Source organism: Lacticaseibacillus pantheris DSM 15945 = JCM 12539 = NBRC 106106 (assembly GCF_001591865.1).
Classification (GTDB): domain Bacteria; phylum Bacillota; class Bacilli; order Lactobacillales; family Lactobacillaceae; genus Lacticaseibacillus; species Lacticaseibacillus pantheris.
This window is the reverse complement of sequence record NZ_BCVS01000039.1, coordinates 1-19,044: the sequence shown is the minus strand read 5'-3', so window position 1 is coordinate 19,044 and position 19,044 is coordinate 1. Positions and strand designations below refer to the sequence as shown.

General features: G+C 53.7%; 17 protein-coding genes. 8 read left to right on the top strand and 9 right to left on the bottom strand.

Going from position 1 to position 19,044, the window contains the following annotated elements:
* Positions 1-41: 41 nt before the first annotated feature.
* From LPA02S_RS05780 to LPA02S_RS05770, 3 genes are all read left to right on the top strand, one after another.
* Positions 42-407, top strand: coding sequence for a hypothetical protein (locus LPA02S_RS05780; protein WP_054650227.1), 366 nt, complete (start codon positions 42-44; stop codon positions 405-407).
* Between the two features lie 96 nt (positions 408-503).
* On the top strand, positions 504-1,052 hold the full coding sequence (locus tag LPA02S_RS05775; protein WP_054650225.1) for a class I SAM-dependent methyltransferase: 549 nt from the start codon (positions 504-506) through the stop codon (positions 1,050-1,052).
* Between the two features lie 128 nt (positions 1,053-1,180).
* Positions 1,181-2,575, top strand: coding sequence for a hemolysin family protein (locus LPA02S_RS05770; protein ID WP_056956806.1), 1,395 nt, complete (start codon positions 1,181-1,183; stop codon positions 2,573-2,575).
* A 184-nt stretch (positions 2,576-2,759) separates the two neighbouring features.
* On the opposite strand, the gene LPA02S_RS05765 is transcribed toward LPA02S_RS05770, so the two are convergent.
* Positions 2,760-3,704 carry an alpha/beta hydrolase gene (locus LPA02S_RS05765; RefSeq protein ID WP_054650222.1) on the bottom strand — a complete coding sequence of 315 codons (945 nt, stop codon included), beginning with the start codon at positions 3,702-3,704 and terminating at the stop codon, positions 2,760-2,762.
* A 90-nt stretch (positions 3,705-3,794) separates the two neighbouring features.
* Here LPA02S_RS05765 and LPA02S_RS05760 point away from each other — a divergent pair, with 90 nt between their 5' ends.
* On the top strand, positions 3,795-4,238 hold the full coding sequence (locus tag LPA02S_RS05760; protein WP_056956807.1) for a MarR family winged helix-turn-helix transcriptional regulator: 444 nt from the start codon (positions 3,795-3,797) through the stop codon (positions 4,236-4,238).
* A 149-nt stretch (positions 4,239-4,387) separates the two neighbouring features.
* Here LPA02S_RS05760 and LPA02S_RS05755 read toward each other — a convergent pair whose 3' ends face one another.
* The 3 genes from LPA02S_RS05755 to LPA02S_RS05745 form a co-directional block, all read right to left on the bottom strand.
* A complete protein-coding gene (locus tag LPA02S_RS05755) occupies positions 4,388-5,578 on the bottom strand; it encodes an SAM-dependent methyltransferase (RefSeq protein WP_054650218.1) in 1,191 nt (396 codons plus the stop codon).
* Between the two features lie 87 nt (positions 5,579-5,665).
* On the bottom strand, positions 5,666-6,583 hold the full coding sequence (locus tag LPA02S_RS05750) for a proline iminopeptidase-family hydrolase (RefSeq protein ID WP_056956808.1): 918 nt from the start codon (positions 6,581-6,583) through the stop codon (positions 5,666-5,668).
* Between the two features lie 95 nt (positions 6,584-6,678).
* Entirely contained in the window at positions 6,679-7,458 is a 780-nt protein-coding gene (locus LPA02S_RS05745; protein ID WP_056956809.1) for a PHP domain-containing protein, read from the bottom strand.
* A 201-nt stretch (positions 7,459-7,659) separates the two neighbouring features.
* Here LPA02S_RS05745 and LPA02S_RS05740 point away from each other — a divergent pair, with 201 nt between their 5' ends.
* The 4 genes from LPA02S_RS05740 to LPA02S_RS05730 all read left to right on the top strand — a co-directional run bounded on the left by LPA02S_RS05740 (position 7,660) and on the right by LPA02S_RS05730 (position 13,072).
* On the top strand, positions 7,660-10,008 hold the full coding sequence (locus tag LPA02S_RS05740; RefSeq protein WP_054650214.1) for a cation-translocating P-type ATPase: 2,349 nt from the start codon (positions 7,660-7,662) through the stop codon (positions 10,006-10,008).
* A 70-nt stretch (positions 10,009-10,078) separates the two neighbouring features.
* Positions 10,079-10,879: a helix-turn-helix domain-containing protein gene (locus LPA02S_RS05735; protein WP_054650212.1), complete on the top strand. Its 801-nt coding sequence runs from the start codon at positions 10,079-10,081 to the stop codon at positions 10,877-10,879.
* Between the two features lie 115 nt (positions 10,880-10,994).
* Complete coding sequence (locus LPA02S_RS11660) at positions 10,995-11,165, top strand: hypothetical protein (RefSeq protein WP_156302110.1); 171 nt, start codon at positions 10,995-10,997, stop codon at positions 11,163-11,165.
* An 89-nt stretch (positions 11,166-11,254) separates the two neighbouring features.
* Positions 11,255-13,072: a M3 family oligoendopeptidase gene (locus LPA02S_RS05730; protein ID WP_056956810.1), complete on the top strand. Its 1,818-nt coding sequence runs from the start codon at positions 11,255-11,257 to the stop codon at positions 13,070-13,072.
* A gap of 137 nt (positions 13,073-13,209) precedes the next feature.
* On the opposite strand, the gene LPA02S_RS05725 is transcribed toward LPA02S_RS05730, so the two are convergent.
* The 5 genes from LPA02S_RS05725 to LPA02S_RS05705 form a co-directional block, all read right to left on the bottom strand.
* Positions 13,210-13,557 (bottom strand): hypothetical protein, encoded by a 348-nt coding sequence (locus tag LPA02S_RS05725; protein WP_054650208.1) that lies wholly within the window; start codon positions 13,555-13,557, stop codon positions 13,210-13,212.
* 103 nt (positions 13,558-13,660) lie between these two features.
* Positions 13,661-14,131: a GNAT family N-acetyltransferase gene (locus LPA02S_RS05720; protein WP_054650206.1), complete on the bottom strand. Its 471-nt coding sequence runs from the start codon at positions 14,129-14,131 to the stop codon at positions 13,661-13,663.
* 187 nt (positions 14,132-14,318) lie between these two features.
* On the bottom strand, positions 14,319-15,884 hold the full coding sequence (gene cshA / locus LPA02S_RS05715; RefSeq protein WP_054650204.1) for a degradosome RNA helicase CshA: 1,566 nt from the start codon (positions 15,882-15,884) through the stop codon (positions 14,319-14,321).
* 319 nt (positions 15,885-16,203) lie between these two features.
* Positions 16,204-17,601, bottom strand: a complete 1,398-nt coding sequence (locus tag LPA02S_RS05710) for a UDP-N-acetylmuramoyl-tripeptide--D-alanyl-D-alanine ligase (protein ID WP_056956811.1) — start codon at positions 17,599-17,601, stop codon at positions 16,204-16,206.
* 172 nt (positions 17,602-17,773) lie between these two features.
* Positions 17,774-18,433 (bottom strand): DUF2238 domain-containing protein, encoded by a 660-nt coding sequence (locus LPA02S_RS05705; protein ID WP_054650202.1) that lies wholly within the window; start codon positions 18,431-18,433, stop codon positions 17,774-17,776.
* Between the last annotated feature and the right edge of the window lie 611 nt (positions 18,434-19,044).

Below are 19,044 nucleotides of genomic sequence, written 5' to 3'. Positions count from 1 at the left end.
GAGCGCCGCAGCCGTTCGTTCAACTCAAGGGAGGAACCATCATGAAACTATACCAAGGACTGACACAAGTAACCGTTAATGACGCGATGATTGATGATGCGCCCAATTTCGATATCACCACAGAGCTGGTTGCACCACTCCACTTCACGCCGAGTGAACTGTACCACTACATCGACTCAGTATTACAACCGGGTAGCCGGCACGACGAAAACAACCTTCGTTACGTTACCGACGCCCCGTTCATTGCTGAAAATTATGACTTTAAGGCGTTCACAACCATGGTTGACGTAACCACCTTTGAAGGTAAAATGCAGGTGGCACGTGCTCTGGTCGATGACCTGAACCGGCACGTATCCATTAATGTGGACACGGCCGACCACCACTTTGCCATCATTTTCGTTGACTAATAATCGTAGCAAATTGGGTCCTGAATACTCCGCGCGAGCTTCTCGACCCTATTTATTTTGAACATCACCACTCACAATCAGAAAGCGAATTTTGTCATGAATCAGAAACACTCCAAGCACCAGTACCCATCCATGCGCAACCGCGTACTGCCCAAGAATCCACTCAGTGGTCTGCCGGCGCCCACCAAAGTTGAATCCGGAATCGTTGCGGCCCTACCCAGCCTACGCAACAAGCGGGTGGCCGTTATCAATTCGGGCTCGTCGTGGCTCACGGAGTACGCCGTTAACGCTGGGGCGGACTCGGTCATTGGCGTTAGCCAGCATCGACATCAAGTCGATGCTGCACGCCAGCACACAGCTAGCGCCCAGTTGCGTTACCGCCTACTGCCCGCAAACCACTGGCAGCTACTAGGCGGTGCGTATGACATCATGGTTGCACGGGTTACCAGCAACGTGGAACTAATTGGCGCGGCGGCGGCCACCGGCGTGGTGGATGCTAAACACGGCTGTGTAGTCATCATTAATGACGGCTTAAACGTCGCGACGATCCGCCGTGTACTCACCGACCCACTAGAATGTGGCGGCCGGGTATGGAACAACACCCAAACAACTGGCAACACGCTAGTATTCCGTCCGCAAAGGTAGCCAGATAACGGCACAATGTATGACAACGCGAATATTTATGCGCACTTTTATGACTTAATAGAACATAAACGGCAGATTCATGATAAAATAGTTCCAGTTTACCAAAATGAGAAATGGGGAATGAACATATGGATAGTGGCCAAGTCGCCGCGAATATACTGGTGATGGTCGTTACCTTCATCTTCGCGGCGTTTTTCGTTGCGAGTGAATTTGCACTGGTACAAAGTCGTCCCAGTGCTTTGGAAGAATTATTGGATAGCGGGCAGGGCAACAAAAAACGCCTCACCCGTGCGTTGAAGATGGTCCACAACCTGAATGAGTACCTGTCCACCACCCAAGTGGGTGTGTCGTTGGCCGGGATTATCATTGGTTGGATTGGTGAGGAAACCGTTGAGTTTCTCCTCATTGACCTCATGGGTCTGGTCCACCTGCAACTACCTCAAGGTGGGCTACGGACAATCGGTGCCATCCTTGGTGTGATTATCCTGACGTACCTCGAAGTCGTTTTAACCGAAATTGTGCCTAAGAACATTGCCATCGACTTTTCAATCAAGGTCCTAATGTTCGTGGTGACCCCACTACATTACTTTCACATCATCTTCTACCCGTTTGTATGGTTACTAAACAAATCGTCAGTCGGTATTGTGAAAATGATGGGGATCAAACCCGCGGACGAGAGCAACGAGGCCTTTTCACAGGCTGAAATTCTCAACCTGAGTAAAAACGCCATTTCAACCGGTGACATGGATAAGAACGATGTCGTCTACATGGAACGCGCCTTTGACCTCAACGACAAAACTGCCCGGGACATCATGGTCGACCGCACGCGCCTGATTGTGGTGGACGTTACCGACACGGTTCATGACGTTTTACGCCTGTACCTCAAGGAAGGCTTTAGCCGGTTCCCCGTGGTCGCGAACGGCGACAAGGACAAGATTCTGGGTTACGTTTACGTGTACGACCTAATTCGTCAGTCGCTGGCTGACGATAGCATCACGATGTCCAAAGTATTGCGGACAATCGTAACCGTACCCGAATCCACACCGATTCATGATATCCTGCAGCAGATGATTCGGCGCCAGGCGCCAATTGTCGTCGTCGCGGACGAGTATGGTGGGACAAGTGGTATTGTGACAGACAAAGATATTTACGAGGAACTATTCGGTACGGTCAAAGATGAAATCGATGATGTGTCCGACGAGTACATTCTGGCGACGGACAAAGATAACGTCTACAAGGTTAGTGGTAAAACCACGATGTACGACTTTGAGCGGTTCTTCCACACCGACATCCCGGACTTTGAAAATTCCGACGTGGTAACGGTTGGTGGCTCCATCATCGAACTGTACCCCAACCTCAAGCAAAACGACGAAATTGAGTTGGGCCGTTTTACGTTCAAGGTAATTGACTATGATCCAGGGTTCTTCGACTGGTTTGAGGTGACGGATAACCAACCCGATGCCGACAACGACGAGGCTACCCCTACCAGTGCCGCGTCAGCAACGAACGACCAGGACGATTAATAATTTTAAGTGCTCAAAAAAGCTTCCAGACAATCTGCCCGGAAGCTTTTTTGCTGCCATCAATTAGTGCTAGCAATCTTTGCACGTTTTGTATGCCGCTAACCAGATTAGGACCAACTTTGCCCACAAATGTAGGGGTAGCAACGGTTGCGCGGCTACAATAATAGTTGGAGTGAACCGGATACTACTTGAAGTACTGACCCAAGAAGTTCAGTACGCGACGCTTGTACGCGGCCGGATGGGTGGCCAGGCTCTTCGCGTGTCCCGCCCCGGGGACCACCCATAACTCCTTGGGGCCACGGGTCGACCGGTAGTTGGCGTACACCATCTTGGTCGGAACGAAATCGTCTTTGGCCCCGTGAATAAACAGCATCGGTCGGCGATTGCGCGCCAGGGTGCTGCTCGTCTTCGCGGCCGCAAAGTTGTTGTGGGTAATGACACTAGCCGTGGCAATAACGCCCGGTACTAACGGCCAGCGTGGTAGGTTGTACATCGACTGAGCCTTAGCCGCTAACTCGTCCGCAATGCTAGTGTACCCGCAATCCTCAATGAACGCCTTGACCTGATGCGGTAATTTCAGCCCCGCAGTGTACATCGTGGTCGCCCCACCCATGGAGACGCCGAACATTGCGATTTTGCTATTCGGGCCCACGCGTGTAATTACCTGCTTAATCCAGCCACGGTAATCCAACCGGTCCGGCCAGCCATAACCGATGTAATTGCCGTCGGATTGGCCGTGACCCCGGTCGTCAGGCGCCAGCACGTTGTAACCCGCATCGTGGAACAAGCGAATATAGCTGGCCATATCCTCCTTGGTGTTCATGTAACCGTGGGCCACCACGACAGTCTTCGTCGTTTTGTGTGTGGCCGGGACGTAATCCGCCACTAGCTGCCACGTGGCATGTCCCGTGGCCGACTCGTGCCACGTCTGCTTACGGACGTGCTGTAGCCAATCCTTATCCACCCGCTCCTGGCGCGTATTGCCGCTACCGAGAAAACTTTTCTTGCTGGGGACAAAGGCAAAGTTGTAAAAGTACAGGCAGGCCGCACAGTAAGCCACCACAATCAAGGTCACTAACCCGCCCAACAACCACCACACCCACTTATGCTTGCTAAACCATCGTTTCATTACTTCGTTCCTCCATCCTTGCCGTCGTTCACCATTATCACAGCGGTCACAAGGTGTGACACGCCACACATCATTTCGGGAGGCATTACTATGAACACTGATCAAGCCATGACCGCCTTCATTGACAGTTACTTCCGCGCCGTCAAGGGTTTTACCGCGGCGCTACAAGCGGCGGTCAGTCCTTACCAAATTTCCTTTGAACAATACCAAATCATGCGCGATATCGCCGTGGAACGCGTGCAGACCTTAACGGACATCGTTAAACTGCGCGGTGTGACCAAACCCGCCATCGCCCGGCAGATTAGCTCACTACTACGCCTCGGGTACGTTGAGCAAAATACTGCCAACGAAGACCACCGGCGCCGCCTAATCCACCTGACAACCACTGGGGCCGACGTGGAACGTATCATTACCGCCAACGCCCGCGAGCGGTTCCAAATCATCACCCAACACATGGGTGACGGCGAACTGGCACAGCTAACCGAACTGCTCGCACAGCTCAACGCCGCCCTGGAAACGCCAACCAACGAATGATCCACATATCATTATCCCGCGCCCCATCCGTGACAGACAACCGGTGGGTGTAACGGACGGTCGCAGTGCATCCCCACGTATGGCCAGGTACAGCCAACCAAAAGCGGGCCCTCAAAACGGGGCCCGCCTTTTTGGTGCTATCGCAATAATTATTGTTCGTGTGCGTAAATGTATTCACGGGTCATGGGCAGGTTCTTGCCTGATGCTCCCTTCGAAATGAGGTACTGGATAACGTCAATGTTTCCAGACTCAAACGAGGCTGCGGCCGCCTGCAGGTACAGATCCCACATCCGGACAAATTCTTTGCCCATCTCTGCACGAATTGCCCCACGTTTGGCGTTGAAGTTATGATCCCAAATTTCGGTAGTCCGCTGGTAATGCCGACGCAGTGGTTCCAGATCGTTAATCTGTAGCCCCGCGTCAACGATGTGCTGCGTCATTTCGGTCAGACCTGGCACATACCCGCCAGGGAAAATGTACTTCGTTAACCAGGCGTTCGTCGCCCCACCCTGCTGCCGGGTGATACCGTGAATCAAAGCCACCCCGTCATCATTCATCAGGTCGGCCACTTTCTGGGTGTAGAGCCCGAGGTTCTCCTGACCCACATGTTCAAACATCCCCACGGACGTCACGTAATCAAACTTGCGGTCCAGCTCACGGTAGTCTTCCAAAATGACTTCCGCTACGTCTTCCAACCCGTCATCGTGAATGCGCTGCTGAACGTACTTGTATTGCTCCTCACTCAGAGTGATACCAGTAACCTTCAGCCCATACTCCTTGGCCGCGGTCAGCATCAGCGTGCCCCAGCCACAACCGATATCCAGCAACGTCTTACCCGGTTGCGGGTCCAACTTATTGATGATGTGGTGCACCTTGTTAATCTGAGCCTGTTCCAGTGTGTCCGTGTCGTGTTCAAAGTAGGCACAGGAGTACGTCATGGTTGGGTCCAACCACGCCTTGTAGAAATCATTACTAATATCGTAATGGCTCTGCACGTCCTTCTTGCTCTTGGACTCAGTGTGCGACTGCTTGGGCAGGAACTTAATAAATTTCTTGTTGCGCATAAAGCTACCCGCACTCTCGTAGGCAGCCGTCAAAACGCGTTGAATTGGCCGATCACCAGGTCCAGTAACGTCAATATCACCGGCCATGTAGGCCTCACCCAGCGCTAACGATGCGTTCTTGGAAAGTTCCTTAATCGAGATGGCCTTGTTGATGCTAACAGTTGCCTGGACAGCGCCTTCGCCGTAGGTCTCGCTGGTGCCATCCCAGTAGTTCACCGTCACAGGAATGTTAAACGAGTGGGCAAACATCGTTTGGTACAATTTCTTCTCTAACATAGGAACCTCCATTGCAAAAATTACTAACTATTATACAGCACACGCTAACTAAATGCATATGCAACCGTTACCACGATCAACTTTGCACTAATCGTTAAACCGACCCGTGTGCACGTCGGTCAGGTACTCGCCGAGTCCCGCAAAGTAGTCGTCGGGGTTGTCGAGCATCTGACCATGGCCCGCATGTGGTGTCACGTGCAACAGCGCGTGCTGGGCCTCAGCCGCCATCCGCGATGCGGCACCAAGCGGCATAGTTTCGTGGCCGCCAAAAGTCAGGTACATGGGTACGTTAATCTGCTGAATGTAGCCGCGCCGGTCCCAGTCCTTCAAGGCACCAACCATCACAAACTCATTGTCTCCCTGGAAGTAGTTGTACACGGGCGTCGCCATGGTGCTGATGAGGTGCCGAGGCTGCGGATCCGCCGCGTGGTGCAGGTACTCCTCCCCCAACTGGGCAACTAATTCCTGGTAGTGAGCATCACTAAAGTTATGTTGACTTTCCACGGTGTGCATGTAGCTAATTTCATCCGCGCTGAACATGGACTCGCGAATCTGGTTGACGCTGGTAATGTACTCGTCGAGATTATCAATCATTGAGCTCAGAATGACACCCGCCAGGTGCTCACCGTACTTCAAAGCGTACTCGATGTCCAATACGCCACCCCAAGACTGGCCCAGCAAGAAGAAGTGGTCGAGCCCCAACTGCTGACGCACCTCTTCAACCTCGTCAACGTAATACTCGATGTTGAAAAATTGCTCACGGTTTGCCGGATCATTGAAGTCAGGTTGGTCGGAATAAAACGATCCTAGCTGGTCATAGCGGCTAACGCGCACGTGGTACGGTGCCAGTCGCTCGGCAAAGTTCTCAAATACTTCGTTGGTCCCACCAGGCCCGCCGTGCAAGCAAAGTAACTGAATATCCCCCGTACCCTGTGTCTGGGTCCATAGGTGGTATCCGTTGCTTAACGTGATGAAACGCGTCCCGTTAGGATTTATTTTGGGCATAACAAAATCTCCTTACCTTTTTAGCATTACAAACATTATCGCACTCACGGCCCTAAAGTTTAAGGCTAGTCGTTCATGCGGCATGCGCCTGGGGCTTAAATTGCAACGATTGTAGGCACATGCCGCCTAAACGTCGCCAATTCGTGCACATTATGGCGCGTGAGCAGGGCACGGGCCGCCGCAAAGTCGGATTCAAACTTATCCGACGCGTGGGCGTCGCTTCCCAGCGTCAGCAACTTACCGCCTAGCTCTAGGTACCAGTCCAGCACCATATCGTAGAGCGGAGCGTCATGCCAACGGTACATCGACTTGGTGTTTAACTCGAACGCCACGTTCTGCTCAATAATTACGCGCAAAATTTCCCGCAACGTGTCGCCCGCCCAATCTGCGAGCTGTGTCGGCGCCACGTCGAGTACGCGCAGGCCATAATCAAAGTGGGCCAGCACGTCAAAATCACCAAATTGGCGAATCCCAGCGAGCATCGCCGCATAATAGCCGCGTACGTGCTGCTCAAGGTCCACCGTTAAAAAGTGTTCGTCCTGGTAGTCGTAATGGCCGTCATGATGAAAACTCAATAGGGTCAAATCATAATCACCCGCGGCCAAATAGCGGCGAATTGCGTCCAACCGTGGCGCGTAGTAGCCGATCTCAATGCCCCGTAGCAACTGGTTGGGAAAGCGGCGCTGGAGCGTATCCTCTTCGGCTACGTACTCCGCATACGCGGGAGTATTGTCGCCACCATGATCGTCCGGATTACTCATCTCGAGGTGTTCAGTAGTGACGAACGGGTTACCCGTCTGGCGCAGGTAATCGGCAAACTGCGCTTCGGAATCGAATGAAAAATGGGTGTGCACGTGCTGATCGTAGTATGTCATCACAGAAGTCCCCTTTGCTATTACCGTATATGCATCATTATACTCTAGCGTTGCCCCACCATAATCCAACAGGTGGTAGCCCGTTGTTTAAACCAGGGCCCCTTTCCGAAGTTTGTGTGAAGTCCACCTTTGGCCCTAAGACAATTACCCGCGGAATCGTTACAATAAAGTGAGATTAAAATTCATTATCGAGGTGATACCATGCGGACAGATCCCCACACTGGACTCAAGCAAAGCTACGTTGACGCACAAATTGCCGCGGGGGCCCATAACGTTGAACAAGCACCCCTGACCCGCACGGTGGGCCAGATTATCGCCGGCAACACGTTCACCCTCTTTAACTTGGTCAACGTGGTCATTGCCGCGTTTATCATTACCACGGGTTCGTACAGCAACCTACTCTTCCTCGGGGTGGCTATTTTCAATACGGCCATTGGTACCTTTCAGGAAATCCGTTCCAAGCACCAGCTGGACTCCCTGACCATTGTTAGTGCGCCGCAAGCGACCGTAGTCCGTGACGGCCACACCACCACCATCTCGGCCGAGAACTTAGTGGTTGGTGATGCCCTCCAACTGCGGCGGGGCGCGCAGATCCCCGTTGACGGCGTGGTGTTAACCAACGGCAACCTGGAGGTGGACGAAAGCGCCCTGACCGGTGAGGCTAACTCCATTACCAAGCGCCCAGACGACGCGGTACTATCCGGCAGCTTTGTGGTGGCCGGCAACGCAACGGTGATGGTAACCAAAGTCGCGGGTGATACCTTTGCGGCCCGTCTTGCCAAGGAGGCCAAGGCTGAGCAAACCGACAAGGACAAAAACAGTAAGCTCCTGGCCACAATTAACCGGATTATTAAGGTGCTGACCTACGTGCTCATTCCACTAGGAATTGCACTCTTTACCGTTTCCATGGTGCGTCGGGGAGACTACAACCGCGCCATTTTGACAACCAGCGCCGCCGTGATTGGTATGATTCCCGAAGGGCTGGTACTGATGACGAACGTAGCCCTCGCCGTGGGGGCACGCAACCTGGGACAGCGGCGGGTTCTCGTCCGTTCCTTGACTGCCATTGAGGCCCTCGCGCGCGTGGATACCATCTGTCTGGATAAAACCGGGACCATTACCACTGGGCGCCTCATTGTGAACCGTGTAGTGCCAGTTGGTGACCACGACGCGGACGACCTGGCTAGTGCGGTCAGCGCAGTCACCTTTGCCCTCAACGACGATAACGAAACCGCCATCGCCATTAAGGAATACTTCCCACAGCCGCCCCAATGGACCGTCACCAATACAGTGCCGTTCAGCTCCGCCCGTAAATGGTCTGGGGCCACGTTCAGCGATGGCACCAGCTACTTTATGGGTGCCCCCGAGTTCACCTTTGGCGACACCCTCACCGCCGAGAACACCACCGCTATCAATGACGCTGCCGCCGCCGGATACCGGGTGCTCGCCGTGGGCCGCACCCCCGACGCACTATCCGTTCCGTTGACGCATACCGACCTAATCGGCTTTGTCCTCATTGCCGACGAAATCCGGCCGGCCGCAATGGACACCTTTGCCTACTTTGCCGGCCAGGACGTGCAGCTCAAAGTTATTTCCGGGGACAACCCCATTACCGTAGCCAGTGTTGCCCGGCGTGCCGGCATCCAGGGGACCGACCAGTACGTTAATATGACCACCGTGGGCGAACAACCTGACTACGATGCGTTGGTGCGCGACTACAACGTCTTTGGTCGCGTGACGCCCGAACAAAAGAAGCATCTGATTGCCGCGTACCAAGACGCCGGGCACACCGTCGCCATGACTGGGGATGGTGTCAATGACGTGCTGGCGTTACGCCAATCGGACTGTGCCATCGCCATGGCTAGCGGTAGTGAAGCCGCCAGTGCCATCGCCGACTTTGTGCTCCTCGACTCGAACTTTGACGCCATGACTGGGGTGCTGAACGAGGGGCGCCGCGTCATCAACAACATCGAAAGTGTTGCGTCTTTGTTCCTCATTAAGACGATGTACTCCGTCGCGCTCATCATTATCTTCATCTTCCTGAACGCCGACTATCCCATCATCCCCATCAACCTCACGCCGGTTTCGGCGGTTACGGTGGCCATTCCCTCATTCTTCCTGTCACTCGAACCAAACTTTGCCCGGGTCACCGGACAGTTTATGAAGAAGGTTATGACCTTCGCGGCCCCCGCCGCACTCGAAGTGGTGGCGTACACGTTGCTGATGACCTGGCTGGAGTCGGCCCTTCACCTGTCCTTTGACACCACGGGAACCATTGTGGCCCTCCTCATTACTTGCGTCTGCTACAACGTGCTGTTCCGGGTATCCCGGCCGTTCAACCGACTCAAAGTGGGGATGCTGGCCGTGATTGCGGTCACCATGTTCGGGGTGTTCTTCGTGGCTAACCACGTCTTTTCACTAGTTTCGTTGTGGAACTGGGGACTCTTCATACTGTACGCACCACTGGCCGTATCGACCTACCCCGTCTACATCATTCTGCAAGAGTTCCTGGGTCGACGGGTACTCGGGCGGATCAAGTGGCGCTCATAAAGTGGCTGTTGCCCCCAACTGTTATAATGGGTGTGTAGGTATTGGTTAAGAAAGAAGCGTGTTCATATTTATGCACCCAGAAATTGGTTCCGTCATTCGTACTACCCGTGATGCCCACGGTCAATCCGTTGATGAATTAGCGGCCGGTATTTGTCCCCCAGATCAACTGTCAGCAATCGAGGCCGGAGCGGTCGTCCCCAACATTGCCACCATCATCGGCGTTAGTCAGCGCCTTGGCGTGCGCCTGAACCACTTTGCTTTGGCAGAACAGTATCCGGTGGGACGGAGCCAGAGGCATAATACCCAACTGGCAAGCAGCCTGGCAGATGGCGATTACCTCGCAGTCAAACGGTTGCTCAATTCCCCCGACTACGCCGACGCAAATATGAACGACGCTCAGGCCCAGGCGTACTACTTTTATCTGGGTGTTGCCGACTTAATGGTGGACGCTAACCTGGACGGTGCACGCTATAACCTCCACATGGCAATCAACGTGAACCCCCAGCGTTCATCCCTGACGGCACTTTGCTACGCCTACACCGCGCTAGTGGCGGGCCAGGGACGCAAAGTCGCGGCGGTGACCGCTGCCACAGCTGCGGCCATGAAGGTAGTCCACACGTTGCCGTTCAGCGCGAACGTCAATGCCACTAACTATCTTTGCGCACTCGCCTACTTCTACGCCCACGACGCCGTACACGCCGCCCAGTTCGCGGTGGCCGGTTTGCGGGCAGCGGCTGCCCACCACGACCGCACGTTGGTGCTACACGCGTACAGTCTGTTAGCACAACTGGTCCGCAACACCGCCAGCAACCCGCACGACCTGATTGCACTCGGTGGTGTGACTGATTGGACCACCATTATGGATTTCTAGAAGATAAAAATGTGAGATTAGCCAGTTAAATTTAACTGGCTTTTTGTTTAAATTTAATTTACACTCATTGTAGGCGGATACAGGGCCGCCCTACCTAATGAGGGAAGTGATTGCAATGTCAGCAGACTGGCACCGTGAGTATGACAATGATGCGCTACTGTTCGGGTTGTTAACCGGCATTAAACCGATTCCGGACGTTGCCGCCACCAAGCCATCCTTACCACAAACCGGAACACAAGCACAGGAGCATGGAGTAGATGCCAACCAATCAGTTACCCACAAGTAATCCACGTTAAACACCCGTCGGTAATTTCGGCGGGTGTTTAGCGTTATTGTCTAACTACCAAATAATGCAATTTACCAGGAGGAATACTTATGCCCACAGCCTTACCACCACGAAACGCTATCGATCCACGTGACACCTGGGATTTGAGTCCAATTTTTAAGGACCCCGATGCTTGGCGAGCAGCCAATAAGCAACTGCAACAACTGTCCCAGTCATTCCGCGACCACTACCTAGATCAACTCACCGCACCGGAACAAATTGTCGCGGCACTTGATGACCTCAACGCCATTGAAACGTTGAGGGAATGCGTTGACTGCTACGCCGCATTTCCGAAAAGCGCGGACAGCACGAACCCCACCCTCAACGCCCGTGTAGCCACTAACGCTAACGTTCAGGCTCAAGTGGACAACGCGTTGAGCTTTCTGCTACCCGCGCTGACCGATCTGCCGGCGTCCACACTTGCCACTGTTCGCCAGCTCCGACCGCAATACGACGGCTACATACGCCACTTACAGGTTGCACACGGTCACACACTCGCGCCCAACGTCGAGGGTGCGCTTGCCAGCATGGCCCCCGCACTGGATACGTTCCGCAACGTGCGGCGTCAGACCATCGCCGGGGACATGGACTTCGGTACGTTTAGTGCACACGGACAAAGTCACCCACTCGACTTTGTCAGCTACGAGGAAACCTACCAAAAGCATCCTGATACCGACATCCGCCGGGCCGCATTCACCAAGTTCAGTGCCACCCTGCACCAGTACGAACACGCCTTCGCCACCGCGTACCTCGGCCAGGTCACCCGCGAAAAGGCGGAGGCCACGCTCCGCGGGTACGACTCCGTGATCGATTTCTTGTTGGCGGACGAGGAAGTACCGCGCGCCCTCTTTGACCGTCAAATTGACGTCCTCATGGACCGGCTCGCGCCCGTGATGCGCCGCTACGTCCAACACGTCGCGGACGTGCGTGGGCTCGACCACATCACGTACACGGACCTGCAAATTGATATTGACCCCGACTTTGCCCCCCAGTACCGCCAAAGTGACGCGGCGGATATTGTTGCTCACGCTACTGCGGTTTTGGGAGACGACTACCAGCAGCTCATGCGCCGGGCCATCGGCGACCGCTGGGTGGACTATGCCGCTAACGTGGGCAAGGATTCAGGTGCCTACACGGAGATGCCGTACGGCGTGCACCCGTACATCATGATGACGTGGACGGACACCATGCCCGCGCTGTACACCCTCATTCACGAGCTGGGCCACGTTGGCCAGATGCAATACTCGGCGGACGCGCATCCCGCCATCAACTGGGTGATGCCCATCTACCATTGCGAAGCGCCATCAACCTTTAACGAGCTACTGCTCACCCGCTACCTGACCGAGCAGGCCCACGACGATGCACGGTTGCAACGCTTCGCCCTCTCCCGGCTACTGGGCGACACGTACTTCCACAACTGCGTCACCCACTTGCTGGAAGCCGCGTTCCAACGCGAGGTGTACACGCTAATTGACAAAGGTGAGAGCTTCAACGCAGAACGGCTTAATCAAATTAAGCTGGGGCTACTCCGGAAATTCTGGGGCGATACCGTTGACCTGACTGGTGCGGAAACTACCTGGATGCGCCAGGATCACTACTTCCTGGGGCTATATTCGTACAGTTACTCGGCCAGCCTCACGATTGCGACGCAGGCCTGGCAAGCGTTGGATCAAGACCAAAGTAGCGCGGTCACCCGTTGGCGCGAATTTCTAGCACTCGGTAACAGCCTACCACCAGTGCAAGCAGCGGCCGTCGCCGGGGTGGACGTGACGACCGACGCGCCTTTGCAACACATGGTGGACTTCCTGGACGCCACCGAACGGAAAATCGAGGGACTCACGGCGGCAATTAACCGGGCAGAGGGCTAACATGGTGCGCCGGACTACTTAACCGTTCAATAATAGCGTACAAAAAAATCGTGTCGGTAATAATCACCACCAAGATTGCTTTGCAGCTTGGTGGTCATGTTACCGACACGATTTTTTTATTCACGATGTCGCACTGGTTATACGTAACGGGCACGGTTCTCGAAGTTCAGTTTACCGATGACCACGTCACTAGAGTGCGCGCCACCCTCAACGAGGAGGCCCTGGTTATCCAACATCTTGATGATGAAGTTTTGGGTCGCCAAAGTTAAGTTAATTCCAGAGGTGATTTCGACGTTTTGCGTCTTAGCGTAATCAATTGCACCCTGGACGGACAGTGTCAGGGTGTCCTGGAAGGTGGTGGTCAACTTGGCGTAGAGGTTATCTAACTGCTGGTCAACGTAGTCGCTAATAGCGGCAAAGTAGGCCTTATGTCCAGCTTGCAGCTTCATGTAGCGGGCTACTAATTGATTATTATCAATTGTCATATGTGGAATACTCCTATCAGGTTATTATTGTATAAGTTTACCACAGAGCGGAGCGGGACGCTCAGAAACTGGAGTGTAACTTGCTTAAGTGAAAAAGCGCGCTCTACAGTGATTTAAGGAAAAATCGGTCCATCGTTGTGTGCGGTCCGTCTGCCAGTGGTCCCGGCAACGGCTGATAGCCCAGCTTGGGGTACAACTGACACGCAACCGTTAAACTGTGGTGCGTTTCCAGATACATTTGCTGAAACCCTGCTGCACGCGCTGCGCTCTCGGCCCGTACCACTAATTGTCGACTAGCACCGTGGCCCTGCGCAACCGGGCTAATGTATAATTTTTGCAGTTCCGCAACGGGACCATCGTACTCCGCAAAGCCGCAGCCCCCGACCGCATGATTATTGTCGTCAACTAACACAAAATATCCGCTTTGTTCCTGTTGGTAAAACTCGAATAGATGGTCTAACTGCGGATCAAAGTAGGCCGTCCCGGGTATATCCAGGCCAAAGTGAGACAAACTTGAGCGCACCAGGTCAGCGACGGCCTGGTCGTCTTGAATCGTCATTTGTCGAATACGCATAATATCATCCCCCATAAACACTTTGGTTAGAGCTTATTGTACCGCTTGAATAACCGTCCGTCTCGGGTCGGCGGGAGCAAAGACGGCAATTTGCAGAATAATCAGCATAATAAAAAGCACCTAGACCAGTTAGGTCCAAGTGCTTCACATATAATGTATCAGCTCTCCTTGACGAAGAGCCCAAACATTAATCTTTAGTACGAATAGTAAAGCCGTTACGCTTCTTGCCTGAACGGTTGCGGTCGTCACGACGACGGTCATCACGACGCCCACCACCATTACCATGGTGATCCGAGCTGGTGTTCCGATCGCGAGATCCGCGGTAACCACCACGACGCTCGCCGTTACGGCCACCACGATAACCGCCACGGCTGTTATTGCCACGGTAACCACCACGACCGCCATTACGGTTACGGCCACCACCGTGACCGCGGTGAGGCAACGGACGTTCCGGTGTAATCTTAACCGGAACAGACGAAGCATCATCTGGTGCAACGCTCTTCAACAACGCGGACGCAATCTGCTCCGGAGTGTATTCCTTCAACAGTGCGGCAGCGTCATCATCAAACTTGCTGAGGTCGCTATCCATGATTTCCTTAACGTTCGTCAGAGCAGTGTCCAACTGGCCACGGAATGCCTCTTCAGCAGTTGGTGGCTTCATCGGTAGCATCCGCTTCTTGGTCAGGTCCTCAATGGTCCGCAGGTAGTCAATTTCGCCTGGGGTCACAAAGGTCACGGAAACACCGGAGTTCCCGGCACGGCCAGTACGACCAATACGGTGCACGTAGCTGTCAGGATCCTGAGGAATGTCGTAGTTGTAAACGTGGGTCACACCGGAAACATCCAGTCCACGTGCTGCAACATCCGTGGCCACCAAGAAGTCGAGTTCGCCACTCTTGAACTGCTTCAAGACGGCGGAACGCTTCTGCTGGGTCAGGTCACCATGAATACCCTCGGCCTTGTAACCACGGGCCTGTAATCCCTTGGTCAATTCATCAACGCGACGCTTAGTCCGGCCAAAGATGAGGGCCAATTCGGGGCCCTGTACATCAAAGATGCGGGTCATGATGTCAAACTTCTCAAAGTCCTTGGAGCGTACATAGTACTGGTCGATGTTGTCCGCAGTCAACTCTTTGCTCTTGATCTGCACCGTTTCTGGCTCATGCATGAACTTGTTGGCAATGTTCATGATTGGCTTAGGCATCGTGGCGGAGAACAGCAGGGTCTGACGGCCCTCCGGTGCGCTCTTAACGATACTTTCAATATCGTCGATGAAACCCATATCCAGCATTTCATCGGCTTCGTCGAGCACCAAAGTCCGGAGGTTCTCCAGCTTCAGCGTGTGACGGTTAATGTGGTCGAGCAGACGACCCGGAGTACCCACAACAATCTGTGGGTGGTCAGCCAAACCGCGAATTTGGCGACGAATGTCAGAACCACCGTAGACGGCCTGAACACGCGCATGCTTGTCGCGACCCAACCGGTAGAGTTCTTCCTGAGTCTGAATGGCCAGTTCCCGCGTTGGTGAAATTACCAGCGCCTGAACGGAACGGTCGCTAAAATCAACGTGTTGCAGTAACGGCAAACCAAAGGCAGCGGTTTTACCGGTACCCGTTTGGGCCTGCCCAATGACATCCTTACCCGCTAATACCAACGGGATTGTGGCCGACTGGATGGGGGTTGCTTCTTCAAACCCCGCACGGTCGATAGCCTTGAGCAAATCTGGGTCCAAACCTAATTCTGTAAACTTCAAATGAGTCCTCCTAGTGTGTGCATATGCACACCACAAAACCGGAGAATACGTACCGTGAAGGTACCGTTTTGTAACGTGCATAGTGTGTTATCAAAAAAAGCGTTCTTATTATTATACCTTGACGCGGCTGAAAACGCAAAGAAAGCACCACTAGTCCTGCTGTTTCACACTTTCCTTTCATAATTACCAGCCACGAAAAAACCGCAGAATGCGTCACGCCAACAATGGTAGCGATTTAGTGCCCGCGTTATTTGCCGCGACCCAATCAATAGACAAAGGAGCAGCACCCCTAGACTGCGGCGCCGCTCCCAAACATTAATTATTCACGTGATCCGTCAAGCAGTGCCTGCAACACCTTTTCCAGGTGCATGCCGTGGCTACCCTTCAGCAAAATCAGGTCATCGGAGTACACCCCGTCCAGCAACTGGGACGACAGGTGGCTTTGGCTGTCCTGATCAAAGTAGAATAGATGTTCCGCATCATACTTGTCCGCTAGGCGCTCGTACAAAGCCCGCATTTCCGGCCCGTAAAGGTAGACGCACTGCACTTGCTCGGGGTCCAGCGCGTCCGCCAACCCAGCGTGCAGTTCATGACTGGCCTCTCCTAGCTCTAGCATATCGCCCAGCACGGCGATGCGCCGACCCTGCGTCGGCACTTTGACAAAGTCGTTCAGCACCGCCCGCACAGCGGTAGGGTTCGAATTGTACACGTCGCTGAGGATAGCTTCGCCAGCATCCCCAGTCAACCATTCCGTCCGGTTCCGCGTCACCTTGAAGTGCGCGAGGGCATCCCGCATTGCTTCCGGCTTAACGTGGAAACGCCGGCCAACCAAAATGGCAGCCAGGGCATTGTTGACGTTGTACTCCCCCATCATTGGGATCGAGAAATGGACGTCAGGCCAACGGGAAACGTCAAACTCGGTGTGGTCGCGGAACGCTTGAACGTGCTCCGCCGCCAGGTCGTTGTCAGGCGCGAGCCCAAAGGTGACCTGATCCTGGTCAACTTTGCTGGCACGTTCACGCAACAACGGTTCGTCCCCATTGTAGACAAACAGGCCGTCATCCTTCAAGCCCGACACAATTTCCATCTTGGCATCCGCAATGCGGTCACGCGTCTTGAAGAACTCGATGTGGGCCTCCCCAATCATCGTGATAACCGCCACGTCCGGTTCGGCCAGGCCGCTGAGGGCTTCCAGCTCGCCAAAGTGGTCCATCCCCATCTCCACGACTAATACTTCCGTGTTGGATTCCATGGACAGAATGGTCACGGGGACGCCAATTGCGTTGTTAAAGTTATCCTGCGTCTTAACCACCCGATACTGGCTCGCCAGAATGGCTGCGGTCATATCCTTAGTGGTAGTCTTACCATTACTACCGGTAATCGCGACCACTTTGGGGTTAACCCGAATTAACAGGTAGTACCGCGCCCAGTCCTGCAATGCACGCAAAGGGTCATCAACAACCAACACAGCGGCGTTACCTACGCGACTTTGCGTACTATCCGCGTGAGCGTGGTCACAGAAGCTGGCCACCGCACCTCCCGCGAATGCCTGCTCAATAAACTCATGACCATCACGATTGCCTTTTAATGGTACAAAAAGGTCACCATGCTTCACTTCACGCGCATCGAAGCACACCCCCGTGACCGTAATTTGGTCGGCGTTAGCGGGTGCGGTTGCCCCCACGACGCTGGCAATTGTATCCAGGGTCATTTTCATGACAAATTTCTCCCCTATATAAAAACGGGTAGGCGCATTAGCTGCACGCACCCGTCTTTGAATTAATCCGTAACGTGACGTCACGGCCTGATAATTAACTACATTATGGTAGCTAACTAACTTCAACTAATTTGAACTCATCAATTTTACCGCGAAACAGGCCGTGATGCCACTACTTTATCCGCTGCAGCATGTAAGTATCCAACCAGTGCCGATCACGGCGGATACCAAAGTAGCCCACGATGCCAAGAAAGAGGCTCCCCACAAAGTCCATGCATAGGTCCCCCATGGTATCCATCAACGCGGCCCGGCCGGCCAACAGGTGGCCACCGCTCATGTAACGTTGCATGTTCATCCCGAACAGGCCGTCACCGGTAAATTCATAAAACTCCCAGCAGACGCCGACCATGGTACCAAAGGCAACGGCAAAGAGGCTTAAGAGTAGCGGGCTAACGTGCTCACGCTGATCGGCCGGTGTGAGCGCGGCAAAGATCATGTAGCCCAACCCAGCCAGCATGGCCGCTGAAAATGCGTGTTCAACTTTGTCCCAGTACGGCACCGAGTACATTCCCATCCCTGTACCCAAGAGAATGGCCATCAAAATGAAAATTTCATAAAGTGCCACCAGTAATGGCGGTAACTGTACATGGAACCACCTGGTTAGGAGTGGTGGTATCGACGCCAGCACCAATCCCGAAGCAACCTGGATAATCAGGCCCAACTGGCTGCTACGCCACGGATGACCCGCAATGAGCAGGCCACCACAAATGATAATGTACAGTAACATACCCACAATATTTAAATAGTACAAGTATTGGCTTAGTTTGCGCATGGTAATACCTCCATCACTACTATTTTAACAGACCCCAGGATACTGCGAACACCAGTCTCGGCAGACAAAGACTGTCCAGCCGTGTCGGAAGGCAAAGCGCAGTAGTTGGGGCGCTCGCTGTTGGCGCACACTGTAACTAGTCGTGTTGCCGTTGAGCAAAACGATTGATGCGATAATTCGTTACGTGAATCGCTAAACAACCGAATGGTGTTGGCATTAACGGCTGATGTTGACTGGGGCGCGCGGTCAAGACAGTGACGTGCAAAGGACTCACACCCATAGCCATTCTGGCCTTTGGGGGTGGGTCCTTTATATTCTGTAACCCAGGTTGGGTTGGAAATCCAACAGCTTCTCGGCGGTGCTAAGATCATTGGCGCCGAGTACGTGCTAGCTTCGTTAATATTCAATATTGAAATGGGCTACGCAGACCAGGAAGCGACGCATAAGCTACTAGCACCAAAAGGCCAAAACCGGGCCCCACTATATGGGTGCTAGACACCACACCGTTCCCGCGCTACCTTTGCTTATTAAAACGAGCGGAGCAGGCCAGAAGACGCCACATAAGGCACTCCAACCAAAAGGCCAAAACCGGGCCTTCGACATATTGGTTA

Coding starts and splice junctions, on each gene's coding strand:
- LPA02S_RS05725 (WP_054650208.1), bottom strand. CDS start 13,557: ATGACAATTGATAATAATCAATTAGTAGCCCGCTACATGAAGCTGCAA.
- LPA02S_RS05765 (WP_054650222.1), bottom strand. CDS start 3,704: ATGAAACGATGGTTTAGCAAGCATAAGTGGGTGTGGTGGTTGTTGGGC.
- LPA02S_RS05720 (WP_054650206.1), bottom strand. CDS start 14,131: ATGCGTATTCGACAAATGACGATTCAAGACGACCAGGCCGTCGCTGAC.
- LPA02S_RS05755 (WP_054650218.1), bottom strand. CDS start 5,578: ATGTTAGAGAAGAAATTGTACCAAACGATGTTTGCCCACTCGTTTAAC.
- LPA02S_RS05735 (WP_054650212.1), top strand. CDS start 10,079: ATGCACCCAGAAATTGGTTCCGTCATTCGTACTACCCGTGATGCCCAC.
- LPA02S_RS05770 (WP_056956806.1), top strand. CDS start 1,181: ATGGATAGTGGCCAAGTCGCCGCGAATATACTGGTGATGGTCGTTACC.
- LPA02S_RS05775 (WP_054650225.1), top strand. CDS start 504: ATGAATCAGAAACACTCCAAGCACCAGTACCCATCCATGCGCAACCGC.
- LPA02S_RS05710 (WP_056956811.1), bottom strand. CDS start 17,601: ATGAAAATGACCCTGGATACAATTGCCAGCGTCGTGGGGGCAACCGCA.
- LPA02S_RS05740 (WP_054650214.1), top strand. CDS start 7,660: ATGCGGACAGATCCCCACACTGGACTCAAGCAAAGCTACGTTGACGCA.
- LPA02S_RS05705 (WP_054650202.1), bottom strand. CDS start 18,433: ATGCGCAAACTAAGCCAATACTTGTACTATTTAAATATTGTGGGTATG.
- LPA02S_RS05760 (WP_056956807.1), top strand. CDS start 3,795: ATGAACACTGATCAAGCCATGACCGCCTTCATTGACAGTTACTTCCGC.
- LPA02S_RS05730 (WP_056956810.1), top strand. CDS start 11,255: ATGCCCACAGCCTTACCACCACGAAACGCTATCGATCCACGTGACACC.
- LPA02S_RS11660 (WP_156302110.1), top strand. CDS start 10,995: ATGTCAGCAGACTGGCACCGTGAGTATGACAATGATGCGCTACTGTTC.
- LPA02S_RS05750 (WP_056956808.1), bottom strand. CDS start 6,583: ATGCCCAAAATAAATCCTAACGGGACGCGTTTCATCACGTTAAGCAAC.
- LPA02S_RS05780 (WP_054650227.1), top strand. CDS start 42: ATGAAACTATACCAAGGACTGACACAAGTAACCGTTAATGACGCGATG.
- LPA02S_RS05745 (WP_056956809.1), bottom strand. CDS start 7,458: ATGACATACTACGATCAGCACGTGCACACCCATTTTTCATTCGATTCC.